The organism is Nitrosomonas sp. Nm33, assembly GCF_900107265.1.
Lineage (GTDB): Bacteria > Pseudomonadota > Gammaproteobacteria > Burkholderiales > Nitrosomonadaceae > Nitrosomonas.
This window is the reverse complement of record NZ_FNPJ01000058.1, coordinates 1-20,820: the sequence shown is the minus strand read 5'-3', so window position 1 is coordinate 20,820 and position 20,820 is coordinate 1. Positions and strand designations below refer to the sequence as shown.

Below are 20,820 nucleotides of genomic sequence, written 5' to 3'. Positions count from 1 at the left end.
CCAGGCCAAAACAATCAGAAAAAAGGAAGGATGCTCCATCGAGCAGCTCTTTACCGCTTATGCACTTTAAATCATTTTATATGGGATCAGCTATAGGTTTGCCGGTAGAGCCGGAGGTATAAATGATATAGGCCAGATGCTCGCCATGGAGGGTGACAATCGGATTGTCTTCCGGTGAATCTGCTAAATCTAGTTTATCAAGTACCAGAATATGACCTGTAGCTGGGCAGGGAATTCTTTCCTGGATGGCACGCTGGGTCAGCAGCAGCTCGATGGCGCTGTCTGTCACCATGTGATTCAATCGTTCCCGCGGATAATCCGGATCGAGCGGCACATAGGCTCCGCCCGCCTTGAGGATGGCGAGCAGCCCCACGATCATGTCGATCGAGCGCTCCACCGCAATCCCCACCCGACTCTCCGGTTTTATCCCTAATGCGATCAGCCGGTGCGCCAACCGGTTTGCGCGCCGATTTAGTTCCACATAGCTGAGTTCGATATCGCCAAAAATCAATGCGATCGCTTCCGGACATGTCATCACTTGGCGTTCAATCAGGCGATGTACGGGTTCGATGTTTGCATAATGTCGGTCATTGACTCCCCATGCCCTTAGCTGAATCTGTTCTGCTTCGCTTAACAGAGTAACATCGCCCAGGCACTGCGCAGGCTGTTCCGCCAATTGCTCGAGCAATCGAAGATAATGCTCACCAAGCCGTGCGATGGTTTCTGCCTCGAACAGTTCGGCTGCATAGGTGAAGCGCGCACTGAATTGACCATTCGCTCGCTCCAGTGTGTCCAGCGTCAATTCAAACTGAGCACCCCGTTCCCCGAGCTCAATTTCCTCGACAGTCAATCCCGGCAGTTGCTCCAGCGCGCGATAGTCTTCACGCAAATGATTGAACATCACCTGAAATAGCGGAGGTTGGTGCAAACTGCGCTCAGGCTGAAGGATCTCAACCAGTTGCTCAAAAGGCAGATCCTGGTGGCTTTGCGCGCCCAGAGCAGCTTCACGTACTTGCTCGAGTATCTTGTTCAGCGGCATACGTCCGTCGATCTGGTTACGCAATACCTGCGTATTCACCAGGCAGCCAACCAGCTTTTCAGTTTCCAGCCGGTGACGGTTAGCGATCGGCACACCCACCCGGATGTCGCTTTGCCCGGTGTAACGGAATAACAACGCTTGAAAGCCCGTTAGCAAACCCATGAAGAGCGTAGCCCTACGTGCTTGCATCTGCTGCTGCAGACGTGCCATCAATAGAGCAGGCAGCACGAAATCATGCTGGGCGGCCTGATAGCTGCTTGTTGATAAGCGCTGGTGATCAGTTGGTAATTGCAACACAGGGTGTGCTTCACCTAACTGGCTACGCCAGTAAGCCAGTTGCCGATCTTTCTCGCCCGCTTCCAGAAAGTTACGCTGCCAGAGCGCATAATCGGCGTATTGGATGGAAAGCGCTGGCAGCGCAGCAGATTGTCCCTCACTATGGGCACGGTAACACGCAGCGAATTCGTCAATGATAATGCGATTGGACCAGGCATCCGAAATGATGTGATGCATCACCACCACCAGATAGTGTTCCTCGGGTTCGACCCGGATCAGTACCACACGCAATAGCGGCCCTTGGGTGAGATCGAATGGCGTGGTATGGATGCGGATCGCTTCTGCCCGTGCGCGTGTTGTCCGCTGCTCAGCCGGTAAATCGCTCAAATTGATCACTGTCAGTTTAAATTGGCTTTCCGCCTGAATAATCTGCTCAGGCAGGCCTTGCGCATTGGCACGGAACACCGTGCGTAGCGATTCATGTCGTGCAACCAGCGTTTGGAAACTGTCTTCCAGTGCTTGCCGATCCAGCTTGCCCCTCAGTTGTAATGTACCGCCTAAATGATAGGCCGTACTGTGCGAATCCAGCTGCCATAAAAACCAGTGCCGCTGTTGTGCGTAGGAAAGAGGTGCTGGTTCACCAGCTGCTCGGCGTGGAATAGTAGATTCTTGCCGTACCTGGCCTCTAGCTGTCTGGAGCCTCTGTGCTAATCGTTGACGCTGTTCCGGCGTAAGACGCGCCCGCCGTTGCGCAAGATCGTTGTTGTCTGTCATAAAGAATATTCTTTGAGTTATGCATTAATACGGAAGACTGCTTATGAACATTCGATTTCATCGAGCAGTTTGGTTTCAACTAATGCTGCCAAACTAGCGATAGTAGGTGATCTGAAGAAATCGGCTGGATGCAGATCCACGGAAAAGCCGATTCGGATTCTGGAAAGAAGTTGTACTCCCAGCAGAGAATCCCCGCCTAATTCAAATAAATTATCGTCCACGCCAATGGCATCGATTCCCAGCAAGTTTTGCCAAATCTCTGCAATGCTCGTTTCCAGCTCACTTTCTGGAGATTTGAATGCCGTTGGCAACACTGGTCTCGGAAACCTTCCTGTCTTAATGGGCGCCGCAAAAGAAAACGGTTGCGCGACCAAATCTTGCTGTGTTTGACTCAACCGAGTATGCAAATCGATCGTCGAAACGATCACTTGAGGGAGGTGCGAGCCGTTCACGATACGTTCGAACACTGCTGCGCCTGCTTGCGGGGCAATTCCTATGCCCTCTGGCATGTCCATGTTTGCGGCCATACCAACTTCCCGCCAGCTGTCCCAATTAACTGAAATGACCGGATAGGCAAATTCACGGTAAGCGGCACGCGCCACCGCATCCAAATAAGCATTGGCCGCACAATAATCGATTTTGCTGAGTCCGCCTGCGATCGTAGCAAGCGATGAACATAGCAGCACGAAATCGAGTGGGTCATCCTTGAAAACTGCCTGCAATGCACGCATACCGCTTACCTTGGGTGCAAATACCCGTGCAATCGCTTCATCCGTTTTCGTAGAGATCAATCCGCTGCTGACCTCACCCGCGGCATGGATCACACCATTGATCGCACCGAAAAACTGCCGCGCTTGTGTCACCGCAGTCTGTAACTCACTCAGATTAGCCACATCCGCATTCAGAACTAACACTTGGGCACCTAATGCTTCCAGACGCATAACTTTTTCTAATTTGCTGCGTAGCGAGTTGTCCTCGTTGACCATGGACAGAACTTCCTGCCAGTTTTCTCGCGCAGGAATAGGAGAACGACCCAGCAGTACCAGTTTGGCTTGCTGGGTACGGGCCAGATACTCAGCAATCGTCAAGCCGATACCGCCTAATCCGCCAGTGATCAAATAAACCCCTCCCGGTTTGAGGCGGTTAGCCACCGTTGCGCGAGGTTGCAAGGTTTCAAAACGTTGTATCCATCGATGTGGTCCTCGAAATGCCACCACATCCGTTTCATTATCCAGTTGCGACTCGGCAAAAATTTGCTGGGCCAGACGCATGCGACTCATACTTTCTCGATCTCGCAATTCGATATCGATCAAACGGCAAGCAAGATGCTCGTATTCCTGAGGAATGACTTTGCATGGCCCATAGAGCAGCGCCTTAGCCGGGTACAGTATTTCAGTGCCGGTAACATCCTCCAGCTGATCGGTTACTATCGTAATGCTGATTTTTTTACCTGATGGCAGTAATGCTGGGGTAGCTTCCAGCGCTCTCACAAGAAAAAGCAAGCTATAAAAATTGCTGTTCAGGCTTTCTGCCCGGGTACAGGCCTCCTCCTCCACACTCAAACTCCAAAGATAAAAAATATGACCGATCGTTTTACCTTCTTCGCGTATCGCCTGTAGTAGTTGGTCAAAATCTTGAGGATTTTCCGGAAAAATCTGATAGTGATGTGAACTTTCTCGCTGGAAAGTGGTACCCGCAAAAACTACGATAGGTTCAATCCCGAACAAACGCAAATGACTAGCCAGCGCTTCCCCTACTAAATGTTCATCGCTAAATATCAAATAAGCATCGGCTTGTTCCGGATGAAAACTGTCAAAGTCAATTTGCTCAATTTGCTCAGTGCGCTGCCAGGATGGTACGTAGAGCCATTCATTTATTGAACGTGTAGCAGTTTGTTCCCGTCTCTTTGCTGCTAAAGTCTGCTGCATACCAACTTTTGATTCGGATTGCTCATCATCGGCTTGGATCCAGTAAGATTGGCGCTCAAAAGGATAGGTCGGTAACGGTACGCGATATCGACGTTCATGCGCATAAAAATGCTTCCAGTCGATAGTCAACCCGTTTAACCATAGCTTGCCGAGCGTAAGATATAAATGCTTCTGCGCCGATTGCCTTTTATTGGGATGGGGTAAGGATGACAAGATAAGTTGCTCTGGTTTTGCCAACGGATGACGTTGCGCGAGCGTCGTCAGCGTTTCTCCCGGCCCAACCTCAACTAATATTTGTATCGGATCGGCCAGCAGTGTGTGCAGACTATCATTAAAGCGCACCGTCCCACGCACATGCTGCCCCCAGTAGTGCGCATCCATCGCTTCCTGAGGTGTAATCCAATCACCACTCAAGTTAGAGAAAAAAGGAATTTTAGGCGGCTGACGCTTAACCTTGGCCACTTGCTCAATAAAAGCCGGCAGCAGGGGTTCTACCATGTGCGAATGAAAGGCATGTGAGACATGCAGTCTTCGGTAGTCGACGTTGTGTGCAGCCAAATTTTTTTCAGCTGCTTCGATCGCCGCAAGTGAACCGGACAATACACAAAGTGCCGGTCCGTTGATGGCTGCCAGATCACATCCCTCGAACTGGTAGGATGCAAGTTCTGCTTCGGACAGCATGACAGCCAACATGGCGCCCGTTTCCATTTGCTGTAACAAACGCCCTCGCAAGGCCACCAAATACAGCGCATCCTGCAAAGAAAATACACCCGCTAAACAAGCAGCTACATATTCGCCCACGCTATGACCAATCATCGATGCAGGCTGGATACCCCATGACATCCACAATTGTGCTAGCGCATATTCAATAACGAACAAGGCAGGTTGTGTGACTTCAGTCTGTTCGAGCCGAGATGAAGCTGCCGATCTGTTGGCTTCATCAGCGCCTGGATACAGGATGGCAAGGAGATCCAAATCAAGGTGCGGTCGCAACAATTGCAGACATTGATCGAATTGCTGGCGGAAGACAGGCTCGTGCTGACAAAGATCCCGCGCCATTTCGATGTGTTGCGCACCTTGCCCTGGAAACAAAAATGTTACAGGCCGGTTCTCGATCACATTGTATTGAACAAGAAAGCGGTCGCTCTCCCTGTTTTGCAACAGTGTAATGGCATCCTCGTGATCATGACAAAGCGCAATTGCCCGCTGAGCAAACTGTTTTCTCCCGACCTGCAACGTATAAGCGACATCGGCTAATGGCTGCTCCGTATGGTTTTCAAGATGTTGCTGCAATCGACTCACGGCTCGTTCCAACGCTTCCTGGCTACGCGCCGACAACATGAGCAGCTGCCAATCACGCGGTGCATCAGAAGGTACACGGCCGGGCGCTTCCTCGACAATCATATGCACATTGGTGCCACCGATACCGAATGAGCTGACTCCTGCACGGCGCGGTGTCGAATGTTCTGGCCAAATTCTGTATTCGGTATTGACGTAAAAAGGACTGGACGCAAAATCGATTTGCGGATTGGGTTGCTCAAAATTCAAGCTCGGAGGCAACATCCGATGTTTCAATGAAAGGATTGTCTTGATCAGACCAGCTACTCCAGCAGCCGAATCGAGATGTCCTACATTGGTTTTGACCGAGCCGATGGCACAAAATCCACGCCGATCAGTACTTTCACGAAACGCCTGTGTCAAAGCTGCGATCTCGATCGGGTCACCGAGCGTGGTGCCAGTCCCGTGCGTCTCCACATAACTGATCGTATCGGCAGAAATGCCAGCAATGGCCTGAGCAGCAAGGATCACTTCCGCTTGCCCTTCTATACTCGGGGCGGTGTAACCCGCCTTGGCTGAGCCATCGTTATTGATCGCCGATCCCTTGATCACCGCATGAATGGTGTCTCCGTCTGTTAATGCATCCGCCAACCGCTTTAATACTACAATGCCGACTCCACTGCCAATCACTGTTCCTGCAGCCTTGGTGTCAAACGCTCGGCAATGCCCATCTGGTGAAAGAATGGCGCCGGGTTGATAGTGATAGCCATCTTCATGCAGTAAGTTAACCCAAGCGCCGCCTGCAATGGCGATGTCGGCCTCATGATTAAGCAGAGCACGGCAAGCGACATGCGTCGCGGCAAGTGAAGTGGAGCACGCAGTTTGGACGGTAATCCCAGGTCCGCGTAAGTTGAGCTTATACGCGACAGTCGTCGTCATGGAATCTTTATTATTACCGTTCATCAGCCCCTGCAGCGAAGAAATATCCTGCTTGTCCATTCTGCGCCCGCTCGATAGCAAATTAAGCAGTAAATAAGTATTCACGCCACATCCTGCGTATACGCCGATTGGATCGGTATACCGCGAAGGATCATAGCCAGCGTCCTCCAAAGCTTGCCATGCCACTTCCAGAAAAAGCCGGTGCTGCGGATCGGTCTCCGCAGCTTCCCGCGGGGTATAACCAAAAAAAGACGCATCGAAGCAATCGATATCATCCAGCTGAGCAACTGCTTTTATGTAGTGAGGATCATTCAATACCTCAGCTGGCACACCGCGTGCACGCAGTTCTTCATCGCTCAAAAAAGTAATGGACTCGACGCCCTCTCGCAGATTGCGCCAAAAAGACTCGATCTCGTTCGCGCCGGGGAAACGGCATGCCATTCCAATGATTGCGATATCAAGTTCTGCATCTTCCAGTATTTCTTCAGGATTATTCATCACTGCATCCTCTCGTGTTTCCGTTGAATGAAAGCGCCACGTTGCCGCTGCGCACGGGCCTGGTGGCGTGACAAGGAAGCGGCATCTGCTTTCCCTTGACTCAGAAATTTCGCCAGGCTGGCAACAGTGGTGTATTTGAACAAATCGACCATGGCAATCTGCCTGGCTAAATGTGCTTCCAGCTTTTGCTTGATTTTGATCAACAGCAGCGAATGCCCTCCCAAATCAAAAAAGTTGTTGTGCAAGCCAACTTGAGGCATTTCGAGGGCTTCAGCCCAGATTTCCGCAATGGTTCTCTCCATCACATTGATGGGTGGATCGTAATTGGGCTTGTCAAACTGTTCGGCAGAAGGTAGCGCCTTCCTGTCTAGCTTGCCGTTCGGATTAAGAGGCAGCGCATCCAGGAAAATAAACAAGCTGGGAATCATATAATCAGGCAGTGTAGCAGCCAGTGCTGTTTTTAATAGCGATGAGCTCAGTTGCGTCTCATCATGGGGAGCGACATAGGCAACCAACCGGAAACCGTGATGCCCTTCCTGAGCAACTACTGCAGCTTCACGCACTCCTGTCTGAGCGAGCAGGCGCGCTTCGATTTCACCTAATTCGATACGGAAGCCACGGAGTTTGATCTGATCATCGAGGCGGCCGAGATACTCAAGTTGCCCATCACTACGCCAACGCACCCAATCACCTGTCCGGTAAAGACGGCCCCCCGCCTGATCAAACGGGTCAGCCACAAAGCGCTCACTTGTCAAGGCGGGGCGATCAAGATAACCACGTGCCAATCCTGTCCCGCCAATATAGAGCTCACCGACTGTGCCTGGGGGCACAAGATTGAGCTCAGCATCGAGCACATAGAGAGTGCGTTCACCAACCGACCGACCGATCGGCGCGAATTCACCCATCACTGGCATTGATGTGTTCTCATGAGGCTCATCAACCCACGCTGTTGGCGTAATCACTGTTTCAGTTGGACCATAAGCATTCACTAAACGAGCATGCTGAAATAGTGCCCGGGTAGCCATCACGTCAGTGGCATACCAGGCTTCACCGCCGGCAATACAGGTACGAACCCATTGCCGATTGCGCTCGATCTGTGGTAGTAACATGCGCAAGTAAGCAGGAGGAAGATGCAGAATCGTGATCTTGTGGCGTTCGATCAACTCAATGAAACCTTCCCCGGTCAAATCATGAACTGAAGAAAGCGCCAACGTCGCCCCTTCTGTCAACGGTACTATCCATTGTTCTGCAGCCGCATCGAAATTCATCGAAAAGAACATCAACTCGCGATCACCCGGCTGAACAGCATAGATTTTTTTGATAGCTGCCAAATGCATGGCAAGTGGGCCATGAGAAACCGCCACTCCCTTGGGCCGACCAGTCGACCCAGAGGTATAAATCACATAAGCGAGATTGTCGCTATGCAAGGCGACATCAGGATTAATTTCACTGGCTGCACTCAGATCGAGCGTATCAAGTTCGAGAATCTGCATCCCTTCGCGGTAAGGCAGTCGTTCGCTGAGATGAGATTGAGTCAACAACAGTCGAGTGCCACTGTCTTCAATCATATAAGTCAGACGTTCATTAGGATACTCAGGATCAAGCGGTATATAACCAGCCCCTGCTTTCAGAATAGCCACAAGCCCTATAATCAACTCGACGGAACTTCGTTCGAGCGCAATACCTACGCGCATTTCGGGTTTGATACCCAAGCTCATGAGCCGGTGGGCGAGCCTATTCGCCCGGCGATTGAGCTCGGCATAACTCAGCTCGATATCACCCGAGATTACCGCAGTCATGTGCGGACATATATCTGTCTGGCGTTCTATCAGATGGTGAACCGGTTGGTCGATCGATGAGGCTTGCCTATGGCCACCCCATACTGCAAGTTGCTGTTTATCGGTTTCATCCAGCAAATCGATGTCACCGATGGCAATGGTTGGTCCGATTGACAGATCCTGCAAAATCTGTAGATAGTGGCGCGCCAGGCGTTCAATCAGAATAGGATCGAACAGGTTAGACGCATAAATGAAGCTCGCGGATACACTTCCATCGGGCAATTCAACGGTTTCAAGTCTAAGTTCCAACTGGCCTGCCTGCTCGGGGAGAACATAATCGGTAACCACCAGTCCAGAATATTGCTGCAAGCTACGGTAGTCTTTTTGTAAATAATTGAGGGTGGTTTGAAACAGTGGGCTATGACGCAAATCTCGCTGAGGATGCAGCGTTTCGACCAGTTGTTCGAATGGCAAATCCTGGTGAGTTTGGGCATTGATCGCGTCCTCCCGCACCTGATCTAGAAGCTCGGCAAGCGACATACGCCCATGCAATTGACTTTGCAAGACCTGCGTATTGACGAAGAAACCGATCAAGCTCATCGTTTCGATACGATGGCGATTAGCAACGGGTACACCGACACGAATAACCTGTTGTCCTGTATGACGAAATAACAATACTTGAAACGCGGCCAGTAGCGCCATAAACAGTGTTGCTCCGCGATCAAGCGACAATTGGCGAAGTTTTACCAATACTGCTTGCGGTAGATCGAAACTATGGCGTGCTGCCGGGTAGCTCGTTACAGGTTGCCGTACGCGATCAGTTGGCAGCGTTAAAACCGAATGTGATTCACCCAAGTAACTTCGCCAGTAAGTGAGCTGTTTTTCCTTTTCGCCTGCTTCAAGCCACCTTTGTTGCCAAACCGTGTAGTCCACATACTGGATGGGCAATTGAGCGAGCTGAGCTGGCTTTCCTTGGATATACGCCTGATAATAAGCTGCAAATTCGTTCAACATGATTTGCATGGAGACACCATCGGCAATAATATGGTGCATGACAATGACGAGGATATATTCGTGCTCCGCTACCCGAATCAGCGCCACCCGCAGCAAAGGGCCTTTCGTCAAATCAAAGGGTATCGAAATGATGCGTTGTGCTTCTGCAGCGGCTTGTTCTTCACGTTGCAAAACATCCCAATCCAGCAAATCGATATCCGTTATTGCTAATGGCGATATCGGCTGTATCACTTGCTCGACCACGCCTGCCGTACTGATACGAAATAGTGTGCGTAATGATTCATGCCGTTCGATCAATGCCTGAAAGCTCGTAAGAAACGCCTGTTTATCCAACGTACCTGATAATCGCAGGGCATGCTGAACGTGATAAGCCGTGGTGTCAGGATCGAGTTGCCAAAGAAACCAAAGACGCTGCTGGCCATAGGACAATGGCAGGCTATGACGATCATTCCGCATAGAGATAAGGCGACACATATCGGTTTCCTCGGAGGTTTCCTTCAAGGACGCCAAACGCTTAATTTCCGTCGCACACTCATGCAGTCGTGGGCACTTAAACAGATTGCGCGGAAGAAACGGAATCTGCCAGCGATCTGAAATTCGCGCCACAACCTGAACAGCAGAGAGTGAATTGCCGCCAATCGCAAAAAAATGATCTTCACGCTTCAATCCCGTACGGTGCAACACAGCCTCCCAGATAGCTGCCAGAGCAAGCTCTGTTTCATCTTCTAACAGGTGGGGGAGCTGTTTGCTGCCACCGAGTACAAATTGACCATATTCGTAGATGGCGTAAGCATCCAGTGTGCGCTCGTGCCAACCTTGACGGCAAGCCGAGCGTTGCAACTTGCCACTCGATGTTTTGGGAAGTGCGCCGGGGTTCAGCAGCACCACCACGGACAAGGATTCATGACAACTGGCACTCACCACCTCGCTGAGCGCTGTCACCAGAGCCTCGGCAGAAACGAGTTTCTGCATGTTGCGCGATACCTCCACTGCGACACCGATTCCTTCCCCTTCTTCCCGTTCGACTGAAAATGCCGCAACCCGCCCTTTACGCACAGCATCTACTTCCTCTTCGATAACTAATTCAATATCCTGGGGGTAAATATTTTGTCCACGGATAATGATGAGATCCTTGAGTCGCCCCATGATGTATAACTGGCGTGCATGGATAAAGCCCAAATCACCGGTACGTAACCAGCGTGCACCTTCGTGATCAACAAAAGTTTCTGCGGTTTCCTGTGGACGCTGCCAGTAACCCTGTGCGAGACTGAGTCCATCCGTCCAAATCTCGCCGACGTAGCCATCTGCCAGCGAAATCTGCTTTTCAGGGTCCATGATTTTTACCGAATGATTGGAAGCAGGAAAACCACAGGCAACGATCGGGATGCCTTGTGTCACCACCTCTGCTTGACCTTGTGCGAGCTTGTCAGCTGAAAATTCATGCACTTTCATACCTTCTCCACGCACGCCGCCTGTCACGAACAGTGTCGCTTCAGCCAAACCATAGCAGGGATAAATAGTACCGGCTGGAAATCCAATTGCACTGAAACGCTCGACAAAAGCACGCATTGTGTCTCTGCGCACAGGCTCTGCACCCGAGAAGGCAACGCGCCAGGTCGATAAATCGAGCCCCTGTAATTGCGAGTTTCTCACGCGCTCGACACATAATTGGAAGGCGAAATTGGGTGCGCCACTTACCGTAGCGCGATAGCGTGAAATGACTTCTAGCCAGCGTACAGGGCGTTCTATGAAAAACTGCGGCGACATGAGTATTGCCGGAATTCCCCGATGTAACGGCTGCAATAACCCGCCAATCAATCCCATATCATGGTAAAGCGGCAGCCAACTGACAAAGATATCGTCCGCGCCGATCGACATGCCTTCTTCGAAGACTCGGGCATTGACCATCAGGTTATGATGACTAACCATCACGCCTTTGGGTGTAGAAGTCGACCCAGAGGTATATTGCAGAAAAGCGATCTCATCTTTCTCCGGCATGCGCTCATGCCATGCGGATGCCTTACTTAGCGCATTATCTTGCATGATCGTGTCGACCGCCAGAATATCAGCGTCCGCCAATTGCGTAATCTCTGCCTCGCTGATCAGCGGTACAATTTCGCTGGTCGTCAGAATGCATCGCGCCTTTGCATCGATTGCAATCGCGAACAGCCTTGTCAGATATTGCTCCCGTATCGATTCGGGTGGAAAAACGGGTACCGCGATCATCCCTGCATAAAGACAGGCAAGAAAACCGATCACGTAATGCTCATCGTTATCCATCAACAATAGCACTCGATCACCTTGCTTGAATCGATCCTGTAAAACTGCGGCAACGGCCCTGACATACAAATCGAGCAAAACATAATCAAACTGTTTGTCAATGAGCGTATCTCCGTTCGCACTCACTACGACCAAAGCAGGGTCTGCCGCTCTCTCACGTGCGAGCGTTTGCAGATGGATCACAATATTGTCAGGATAACTGCGAGAAGGAATCAGTCTTGTATTCATGATTAACACTTAAAATAAATGCATGCTTTACTGAAAAATTTTTAACCCAGCCTGGTATTGCGTACTTCATTGCTTCTGGGATTAATTAGGATAGAAAAGGCTGACGCTTTGCTAGCGATTGACTTTGATGTGTCAGCGCTAATGCTGCCGCGTAGTGAATGGGTGCACTAATCGACCAGGCGTTGACTTTCGCCCATTCGGTTTGATCATGGATAATGCAATAGCTGCCATCATGATTTGGCAGAACGGTTATAGCTGGCAGATATTCGGCAATGCCAAATCCCAGTGCTTTCAATACTGATTCTTTCACTACCCACAGCTCGATGAAATTCTTGCTTGACCAGATCTTCCACGCCCGCTCTACCGAAGAAAGCACATGCGCCTCCAGATTGGCAACATCCCGATGGCACTGCTCAATGTCGACGCCCACTTCTCCCTGAGTAGATAACGCAATCAAAGCAAAATTACCGGCGTGGGAAACGCTGAACGCGATACCGGAATGCGCATGCAAGTGCGGCTTACCAAAGCTGTTTGTTACAATGCGTAATGCCTGAGGTGACACCATCACACATTCCGCTAGCAAACGGCGGAGCGCCGCCCGTGTCGCAATAAAGCGCACCCGGTCCCGCAGTTGATGAAAACGAAGTGCGCGCGCTTTTTCTTCTGCGCTCAGCAATGTCCAGTCATCTGCAAGCTTATTCGAATCGAAATCGAACTCGAGCAACCAAACTTCGATGCCAACAGGCAGCGTTTCAGGCAATTGCAGGCGCTTCAGGTACTTCATGAGGGACTCCAATTAGACTTTCCGTCAGACGCTTTACCAGAGTGAGCAGAAATACTTCTTCAGATTGACGAAGAAAGAAATGACCACCCTCAAACCAATCCAAGGTAAACGCTTGAGTACCTGCCAGCCGCCAATCATTCAGCTTTGCCGCTTCAATCTCATCCGCACGCCCGCCAAAAACATGGATGGGAATGGGCAGAGGCGATAACTCCACATGCTGGAAGCTCCCACACAGCCGGTAATCTATTGCCAATAAATCCAGTGTCATCGTCAACAGTTCTGAGTGATCGAACACTTCTTCCGGTGTACCACCCTGCTTCCTTAGCTCCGCGATTAATGCTGCCTCCCCCTGTATTTTGCTATAGCGTTCGCTATCCTGACGATTGGGTGCTGCACAGCCTGAAACGACCAATGCAGTGGGAAGCGGTAATTTCCGAGCAGACAAGTTATGGGTAATTCCATAAGCCAACAAGGCGCCCATGCTGTGCCCAAAAAAGGCGTATTGTTCAGGCAATATGGATACAAGCTCATCGCCTAAGCATTCAATCTGTGCTAGATAGCTTTCCTGAGGGAGCTCATCTGTTCGGCTACCACGCCCTGGCAACTCGATAGGCTGCACCGTTATCCAGGAAGGTAGTAACCGTCGCCAGCGGAGGTACATGGTGCCACTCGCGCCTGCACACGGCAAACAGAGCAGGGTTAATGGTTTGAGCATAAATATGTTGCCCTAAACCTGGTTATCCATGAAACGCCGCAAGCTGAGTGGACGCATATCAGTCCAGACTTTCTCAATACGATCGAGACAGGTCTTTTTGTCGCCTAGTACACCTGTATCCCGCCAGCCACCGGGAATCGCTTTCCATTCAGGCCAAATAGAGTATTGTTCTTCATGATTAACTAAAACGCGAAAAACACCATCTTCGCGATCAAAGCAACTCGTCATAGCACATCTCTCAGATTTACAAATGAATAGGATTTTTAATTCTTGTTAATAAGAATGCTTCTTATTCATACTAGACGAACCGGCTTATAGAAAATACAAAAAATGTCAAAAATCTTTTTGCAAGCACCTGATTCCATTTCCAAATCAAAATTGATGCGGAGGCGAGCCGCAGACAGTATAAATAATACGGCAAGGAGAAGCCGACAAAGAATAGCCAGAGAATCTCTTGAATCTACTGGCTATTTAGATTAAAGAGCATTCCTGCAGTGATTTATTGCTTCATGGATGAGAATGTTTGCCAAAGAAGGAGAAATACCCAATTCATCCGCAATCATCCGATGTGTATATCCATGTATCCGGTAAAGCTCAAAAACCCGTTTTGTGCGATCAGGCAGCTTGGCTAATGCTTCTGCAACCAACTCAAGATGTTGACGATTGATTGCATGAGTCTCCGGTGTTCCTGTCAGAGTTGGAACCTGTGCAATCCCTCCTCGTCTGTTCCAAAAAGCTCTGACTCGAATACAACACGCCGATAGTGATCGATAGCCAAATTGCGTACGATCTGAAATAGATAGGCCAATGGCTGCCTAACCTTCTGTGCAGCCTCCATCTCTGTGATTTTGATATAAGCCTCTTGTACCACATCATCTGATCGTTCCCAGTCACCTAAAATTTTATAAGCTGCCCGGAGTAATTGGGTACGATTGGCGATAAATGTTGTATCTAATTCCTGAGTCCATTCTTCTACTGATAACATCGTAAGTTTTTATATTTTTATTGTAACAATATGAATAAAAATGGCTCTGATAATCATTCTTATTAACTTTATAACATCATCGTTTCTGGCAATACTTCCCTATTTAACAGAACATCCTATGGATTAGGATTAAGATAATGTTCGATAAATGAACTTTCAGTTCAAGCAGTCAGCTAAAAGGGACCGCTCTTATCATTGAAAAATGACGAATAAGATCATCGAGCGCATTGCAGTCGCATCTATCTGAAGATATCCTCGGTAGTTATCTGTCAGCTTAATATGGCTTTGTCGGGTTAGATGTCATTGCGCATGCAGTAGGTAATTTAACCAAGCAAACTGCAAAACGTAGACTTGAAATTTGTGAGAAGTGGTACCCTCTGCTCTCATCCAGCCCTAATTTTTTATCCATAAAGCCATCTCCTAGTTATTGAAGTAATGGCTGGCTGACAAGCGACATGCGCTTTGTGGCTGGCTAAACGTAATTTCGTTTTAATGAAGAATCAATAAGATGGTTGCGGTAATGATATATGAATACTCGCACCACTTTGATTTTCAGATCACATTTGACATTGACATTAAATTCAAATGATTCTTTATGATATGTAAATAGTAATTATTATTATTTGGAATGTAAATAATATCTATCGCTTATTTTCCTGAAAATAAATTCAGGAGTTGCACAGTGCGTACAATACATCAAACCTTTTCTGTAAAATCTTGCATAAAACAGGGTCTTGAAAAGCAACACAGCTTATCCCCTCCTCTAGTAGGTTTGTGAATAAGCACAAGCACGCCAGGCAAGATACAATGGTCCAGTTTTGCTGGAACATCCCTTATTCTTGACTACTTTCTTTCAGAAAATAATAATAAAAATTGGAGGCAAGGTTTTTTTATTATTTGACCCGATTTTTTGATCGGCCCTTACAGATAGAAACAGCAACTCAATTCATTTTTATTGCTTTATGAAATTAAAAAATTACAAATAGGTAGGCAATAATATAAATGCATATAATTTCACCTTCTGCGTCAGAAATACCTTGAAAGAAACAACCCTATAATTTGGCTAATGCAATACGTTATTGCACTCTGTCATCCTTCTTATAGCTCATCACTTTAAGCGGAAAAGCGGTGATTCCAACAAAATACTCGGGATGAGTGTTGGAATGTTAGAATTAATTCCATTCTTACGTTTTGCAGTACCTGCACCCGTGCTACCGAGACTCTATAATGTAATAAAAACCGGAAAATGTTGGGCATACAATATATTAAAGCTCTCACATACACTTATTCTTCTCGCCTGAAGTTTTTATAATGCGCCCTATACTGGACATCGCTGCAGCACTTGATCTGCATCCAAATGCACTGATGTGCTATGGCGAGCATATGGCAAAGCTTCGGTTGAGCGCTTTACCAAAGAAAGAAGCCAAGCCAGAAGGAAAGATCGTACTGGTTTCGGCGATTAATCCCACCCGTAGTGGTGAAGGAAAAACCACTGTTTCTATCGGCTTAGCACAAGGTCTTGCCCGCATCGGTGAGCGCACAGCACTTGCCTTACGTGAGCCCTCGCTCGGCCCCATCTTTGGCGTCAAGGGCGGTGGTACCGGTGGCGGCCGCTGCCAGCTCGAGCCTTCAACTCGCATCAATATGCATTTCACGGGGGATCTGCATGCCATCGGTGCAGCGCACAATCTATTAGCCGCCTTGCTGGACAATGCCATTCATTTTCGCAGTGAACTAGACCTGGAACACCGTCAAGTCTTTTGGCGCCGTGTACTGGATGTGAATGACCGCGCGCTGCGTCAGGCCGTGATTGGACTTGGTGGGCATCTGAATGGTGTACCGCGTGAAAGCGGTTTTGACATCACGGCAGCTTCAGAAGTCATGGCAATCCTCTGTCTATCCGAGGATCTCGCTGATCTAAAAGCTCGCCTGGGGCGTATCCTGGTTGGATTTGACCGCTCGGGTAACTCGGTAACGGCACAGAGCCTTCAAGCAACAGGCGCAATGGCGGCTCTGCTGCAGGATGCGATTCTGCCGAATCTGGTGCAATCCACCGAAGGCGTGCCAGCTTTTGTGCATGGAGGCCCATTTGGCAACATCGCTCATGGCTGCAATAGTGTGATCGCCACCAAGATCGCCGCTACCTGTGCAGATTTTGCTGTGACAGAAGCGGGTTTTGGCTTTGATCTAGGAGCCGAGAAATTTTTTGACATAAAATGCCGCAGCTCTGGCCTATGGCCCAGTGTGGTCGTACTGGTAGTAACCGCACGAGCTTTAAGGATTCATGGTGGCGGCGACCCCGCCTACCCTGGTTCCATCCAGGAAATCGAACGTGGCTTGGAACATCTGGAGCACCATGTTCGCAGCGTGCGCGCCTTTGGCTTTGAGCCGGTCATTGCTATCAATTGCTTTGAGGGCGACACCAAACAAGAACTGGCTGTTATGGAGAAAGGATGCGCCAAGCTTGGGTTGAAGGCCGCCCTCTTTGCCGGTTTTACCGACGGAGGCGCTGGAGCTGAAGCGTTGGCGCATGCAGTCACCACTGCCGCCGCTCAGCCGACACCACCTGCGCGCTATCTTTATGATTTGGAGTCACCTCCTGAGGAGAAAATTGCCGCCGTCGCCCGCATCATCTACGGCGCCAGCAATCTCGAATTCAGCCGTACCGCAAAAAAAGACCTTGAACGGGTTCGCTTACTGGGTTACGACCGGCTTCCCATCTGTATTGCCAAGACTCATCTGTCACTTAGTAGTGACCCAGCCCAAGTAGGCCGTCTCAGAGAGTTTGTACTTCCAGTTGAGTCGGTACGCATTGCCGCCGGCGCTGGCTACCTACTGGTACTGACTGGCGACATCGTCACAATGCCTGGATTACCCCATGATCCGGCTGCACACCGAATTGACCTATCCGATGATGGGGAGATAATAGGTATTTGACTGTCCTGCCTTGTTATGCATTCCTGAAAAAGCCGTTTTCTCAGCCGCCGAGGTGCATATTGCCAAACAGTAGTTAGAGTAGTTAGTTAAGATTATTCCTAAAAGGCTGCACAAAGGCGCCTGAGGTAGACTCACACGCTGTACAGGAACATAAGCACTTACAATCATTGTTGGACTAAATTCCTAATCCGGTGAATTTGATATTTTCTTAAATCTTTTGCAAGGGGATGATTGGACATAGGGCGAAGATGAGTAAGCGAGATAACGTAATTCTCTTCGGTTTTAAATGGAAATTTCAAAGTGCATGATATTCCACCTTCATCCCCAAAATAATGAACATCGATAATTTCTAGGCGTTGATTAGTTTTGAGTTCTATATTTCGCTGTTTTAGTAGCGAGACAAATTTTTTAGATGGATAAGCAGGAATTGGCAGACAATTCTTCATTTTATTCATCAATTCCATTGATTCTTGATAATCATCAATCATGACGCACCATCACTTACATTATCATTCACCAATCTGCCAATTCATGGCCATCTTGAGCTAGGCCTAACGAATATTGTTTATCCGTCGCCATCTCCAAGTTTGTAATAGCCGCTGCTTTATTGGCGGCGGATAAACCTTGTCAAACTACAATAAAAGGTGTCAGTCATTGTGTCTTGCAAAATGAACGAATTAACCGACTAACAGTACTGCAATCAACATTAAAATACACTGTAATTTCAAACATTGTGTAATGTCCCATTTTTATACTGCATTCATTTCCTCTTCTCTATCAGTAATGCCGATAGTAATTTCGTCCATTGATTTCTTGGGCGATTTCTTCGATCACTTGGTAATATGAATACTATCATTTTGTTTCAAACTAATATGTTTTGTACTTCATTAATAAAAGCATTATCGTCTAATAGGTTTGTTGCACTATGCAATGACTGACACCGTTTCATTACAAGGTATTTGACAATATACCAGGCTTCCAATACATTTCAGTCGCAGAATGAATTATCCCTATCCTCATCAAAGGCAATCGTATGCGCGCAGTTTTTCTTGATTTTGGTTCTGTCACACGTGGTGATATAGACTGTACGGCGCTGGAACGAGCTATCTCACCTTGGCGTTATTATGAAAATACTTCCACTGAACAGGTCATAGAGAGAATCAGGGATGCAGAAGTCGTTGTCATCAATAAAGCGCTGCTGGACCGGACGACATTATCTTCTGCGAAACGCCTGAAACTGGTCTGCATTGCTGCTACGGGTTATAACAATATCGATCTCGCAGCAGCAGCTGATTACAATATTCCAGTGTGTAATGAATAAAAAAGGTGTCAGTCATTGTATGGTGCATGAAGCGCATTTATGATATGTAGCCCTAAATGAATATGGGGAGGAATGGTTTTATGGCACGTCCGATCCAGACTAGAATTTTTGAATGGTTTATACCATGTTATGTCAAGGGGAAACGGTGGAGAAGCTATTTTTGATGAAGATGAGGATAGACAGCAGTTTCTTGATTTATTAGCAGAGCTGATAACACGCTATGAAATAATATACTATGCCTACTGCCTTATGGATAATCACTATCATCTTTTGCTAGAAACACCAAAGGCAAATCTATCCCAAATATAATGTTTATTACAGTACTGTTAGTCGGTTAATTTGTTCATTTTGCAAGATGCAATGACTTACACCTTTTTTTGTTCGCGGTCCCGTCGATGATTCGTCACTAGTAAGGACAGTGGCGGCAGCCGCTGTCGCAACAGTAACCTCGTCGCCGCAGGTAACTTTCGGTGAAGACGATCTTTTCTCCCTCACGATAATAATCGTCAGGCTCAGTAAAAGATCCCCGCAGCAAATTAAGATCGACTTGCTGAAAAGCATCGGTGGGACCATCCCACGAAAATTCATTCGGATGAAACAGGTGCGCGAGCAGTTCTGTTCCGTCAACCACGCGCGGACCGGGGCGCGCGAAAAATGAATTTGCATCGACAGCGAAGACGCGATTATCGCGAACTGCGGGAAGATTGAAGAATGCCGCCCGATTTTCCGCGGCAAATGAAGAGTAGGGGCCGAAGTGTTGCCAAATCTGCTTCATGGTCTGCTGAAGATTGAATCCGCACGGCATCATGACGAGAACTTCCGGGGCCCATTCAGCCAGCCGCTCCCACGCAACTCGCACTGATTCACCCCCATCAGATCCGATTTCATCCATGCCGCCAGCAATCTTTACCATCTCGGGTACCCAGTGGCCGCACGCGTAAACCGGGTCGAGCCATTCCATGCAGAAGACTCTCGGCCGGTATGCCAACCTCGATGTTTTCGATTTCAACTTTTCCAATCGTGCCCGGCAGTCAGCGATAAGTTCCTCAACCTTCTCCGTCTGTCCGACAGCCGCGTCGAGGTCACGCAGGCTATCGAAAATCTCCGAAAGAGACTGCGGCGTCATCCAGAGAATTTGCGGCTCATGTGGCAGAGCTTTCAACACCTGCGAAACTTCATTGCCGGACGGAGCGCACACCTGACAAAGGTTTTGGGTGAGAATCAGATCGGGCGCGAGTGAGGCGAGAAGCTCTTCGTCAATTTGATAAAGGCTTTGACCGTCGCGCAATCGCTCCGCAACGGCACGATCGATCTCACTTTGGCTCATCGTCTCGACCGGCAGCACGTTGCGGACTACGATCGGTTTGCGCTTAACCAATTCAGGGTAATTGCACTCGTGCGTAATACCGACCAAGCTGTCGCTTAATCCGAGCGCACAAACCATCTCAGTGGCGGAAGGAAGGAACGAAACGATGCGCGGCATTCAAGATTAGTTTAACATAGCAGGGTAATCATTAATCCCTAGAGATCGGCTAAACCGTCCGCCGATTGCATGCTAGGTTTGTTGATACGTGTCATTGAATCACTTCTGCTTTCGCTGATTGATCAGCACACCTGAATCGACCGTTTCGCCGGTGCGCGAAATAGCCTGGAAGTACATTTGATTGTCGTCCACTTCAAACAGCATGAAGCTCAAGTCGCAATTGTAACCTTTTTCAGTTATCGGTGAATTGTGTGTATAGGAAAAATAAGCGCCCTTTTACACTAAAGCTGAATGTACTTGGGAACGGTTTGGTTGTCAACCATACCGGCAATTAATCCAAAATTCACAAAATTTGTGTCATACCATCAGCAAATAGAAAAGGTGTCTACCATTGAATTTGTGGATGACACCCATTATTAAGAAGCGTAGCATAACTTATTGATGGGGGTGTGGCTCAAGGTGTCCGTTATAACTTATTGATGGGGGTGTGGCTCAAGGTGTCCGTTGTGGATAATTCCGACTAACTCGGCACTGAAATGCCGCCCCTGTCGTCCGCATCATCC

Annotated in this window: 13 protein-coding genes; 3 read left to right on the top strand and 10 right to left on the bottom strand. The window is 48.6% G+C overall.

Annotation, left to right across the window (positions count from 1 at the left end; genetic code table 11):
- Positions 1–76: 76 nt before the first annotated feature.
- The 8 genes from BLV54_RS11265 to BLV54_RS16505 all read right to left on the bottom strand — a co-directional run bounded on the left by BLV54_RS11265 (position 77) and on the right by BLV54_RS16505 (position 14,516).
- Complete coding sequence (locus tag BLV54_RS11265) at positions 77–2,089, bottom strand: condensation domain-containing protein (RefSeq protein ID WP_090571729.1); 2,013 nt, start codon at positions 2,087–2,089, stop codon at positions 77–79.
- Between the two features lie 41 nt (positions 2,090–2,130).
- A complete protein-coding gene (locus tag BLV54_RS11260) occupies positions 2,131–6,732 on the bottom strand; it encodes a type I polyketide synthase (RefSeq protein ID WP_090571727.1) in 4,602 nt (1,533 codons plus the stop codon).
- Entirely contained in the window at positions 6,732–12,032 is a 5,301-nt protein-coding gene (locus BLV54_RS11255; RefSeq protein WP_090571725.1) for a non-ribosomal peptide synthetase, read from the bottom strand. The genes BLV54_RS11260 and BLV54_RS11255 overlap by 1 nt, the downstream gene beginning before the upstream one ends.
- A gap of 85 nt (positions 12,033–12,117) precedes the next feature.
- Positions 12,118–12,816, bottom strand: coding sequence for a 4'-phosphopantetheinyl transferase family protein (locus tag BLV54_RS11250; protein ID WP_090571723.1), 699 nt, complete (start codon positions 12,814–12,816; stop codon positions 12,118–12,120).
- Complete coding sequence (locus BLV54_RS11245) at positions 12,785–13,531, bottom strand: thioesterase II family protein (RefSeq protein ID WP_090571721.1); 747 nt, start codon at positions 13,529–13,531, stop codon at positions 12,785–12,787. Before BLV54_RS11245 ends, BLV54_RS11250 begins: the two co-directional genes overlap by 32 nt.
- A 12-nt stretch (positions 13,532–13,543) precedes the next feature.
- Positions 13,544–13,759, bottom strand: coding sequence for an MbtH family protein (locus tag BLV54_RS11240; RefSeq protein ID WP_090571720.1), 216 nt, complete (start codon positions 13,757–13,759; stop codon positions 13,544–13,546).
- A 248-nt stretch (positions 13,760–14,007) separates the two neighbouring features.
- On the bottom strand, positions 14,008–14,178 hold the full coding sequence (locus BLV54_RS17330; protein WP_371113291.1) for a sigma factor-like helix-turn-helix DNA-binding protein: 171 nt from the start codon (positions 14,176–14,178) through the stop codon (positions 14,008–14,010).
- Positions 14,179–14,222: 44 nt separating this feature from the next.
- Positions 14,223–14,516 (bottom strand): sigma factor, encoded by a 294-nt coding sequence (locus tag BLV54_RS16505; RefSeq protein ID WP_218132382.1) that lies wholly within the window; start codon positions 14,514–14,516, stop codon positions 14,223–14,225.
- 1,311 nt (positions 14,517–15,827) lie between these two features.
- Here BLV54_RS16505 and BLV54_RS11230 point away from each other — a divergent pair.
- On the top strand, positions 15,828–17,453 hold the full coding sequence (locus BLV54_RS11230; RefSeq protein WP_090571718.1) for a formate--tetrahydrofolate ligase: 1,626 nt from the start codon (positions 15,828–15,830) through the stop codon (positions 17,451–17,453).
- Positions 17,454–17,617: 164 nt separating this feature from the next.
- Here BLV54_RS11230 and BLV54_RS11225 read toward each other — a convergent pair whose 3' ends face one another.
- The gene (locus BLV54_RS11225) at positions 17,618–17,941 is read right to left on the bottom strand and encodes a hypothetical protein (protein WP_090571716.1); all 324 of its coding nucleotides are present in this window, start codon (positions 17,939–17,941) and stop codon (positions 17,618–17,620) included.
- Positions 17,942–18,486: 545 nt separating this feature from the next.
- Here BLV54_RS11225 and BLV54_RS11220 point away from each other — a divergent pair.
- Both BLV54_RS11220 and BLV54_RS17325 read left to right on the top strand, forming a co-directional pair.
- Positions 18,487–18,774: a Rossmann-fold NAD(P)-binding domain-containing protein gene (locus BLV54_RS11220; protein WP_090571714.1), complete on the top strand. Its 288-nt coding sequence runs from the start codon at positions 18,487–18,489 to the stop codon at positions 18,772–18,774.
- A gap of 72 nt (positions 18,775–18,846) precedes the next feature.
- Positions 18,847–19,083, top strand: coding sequence for a transposase (locus BLV54_RS17325; protein ID WP_090571712.1), 237 nt, complete (start codon positions 18,847–18,849; stop codon positions 19,081–19,083).
- 97 nt (positions 19,084–19,180) lie between these two features.
- On the opposite strand, the gene BLV54_RS11210 is transcribed toward BLV54_RS17325, so the two are convergent.
- Positions 19,181–20,257, bottom strand: coding sequence for an ABC transporter substrate-binding protein (locus BLV54_RS11210; protein WP_090571710.1), 1,077 nt, complete (start codon positions 20,255–20,257; stop codon positions 19,181–19,183).
- Between the last annotated feature and the right edge of the window lie 563 nt (positions 20,258–20,820).

What these genes read in the sequence shown, in the direction of transcription:
- BLV54_RS11265 (WP_090571729.1), bottom strand. Translation starts at nt 2,089, where the DNA reads ATGACAGACAACAACGATCTTGCGCAACGGCGGGCGCGTCTTACGCCG.
- BLV54_RS11260 (WP_090571727.1), bottom strand. Translation starts at nt 6,732, where the DNA reads ATGAATAATCCTGAAGAAATACTGGAAGATGCAGAACTTGATATCGCA.
- BLV54_RS11255 (WP_090571725.1), bottom strand. Translation starts at nt 12,032, where the DNA reads ATGAATACAAGACTGATTCCTTCTCGCAGTTATCCTGACAATATTGTG.
- BLV54_RS11250 (WP_090571723.1), bottom strand. Translation starts at nt 12,816, where the DNA reads ATGAAGTACCTGAAGCGCCTGCAATTGCCTGAAACGCTGCCTGTTGGC.
- BLV54_RS11245 (WP_090571721.1), bottom strand. Translation starts at nt 13,531, where the DNA reads ATGCTCAAACCATTAACCCTGCTCTGTTTGCCGTGTGCAGGCGCGAGT.
- BLV54_RS11240 (WP_090571720.1), bottom strand. Translation starts at nt 13,759, where the DNA reads ATGACGAGTTGCTTTGATCGCGAAGATGGTGTTTTTCGCGTTTTAGTT.
- BLV54_RS16505 (WP_218132382.1), bottom strand. Translation starts at nt 14,516, where the DNA reads ATGTTATCAGTAGAAGAATGGACTCAGGAATTAGATACAACATTTATC.
- BLV54_RS11230 (WP_090571718.1), top strand. Translation starts at nt 15,828, where the DNA reads ATGCGCCCTATACTGGACATCGCTGCAGCACTTGATCTGCATCCAAAT.
- BLV54_RS11225 (WP_090571716.1), bottom strand. Translation starts at nt 17,941, where the DNA reads ATGATTGATGATTATCAAGAATCAATGGAATTGATGAATAAAATGAAG.
- BLV54_RS11220 (WP_090571714.1), top strand. Translation starts at nt 18,487, where the DNA reads ATGCGCGCAGTTTTTCTTGATTTTGGTTCTGTCACACGTGGTGATATA.
- BLV54_RS17325 (WP_090571712.1), top strand. Translation starts at nt 18,847, where the DNA reads ATGGTTTTATGGCACGTCCGATCCAGACTAGAATTTTTGAATGGTTTA.
- BLV54_RS11210 (WP_090571710.1), bottom strand. Translation starts at nt 20,257, where the DNA reads ATGCCGCGCATCGTTTCGTTCCTTCCTTCCGCCACTGAGATGGTTTGT.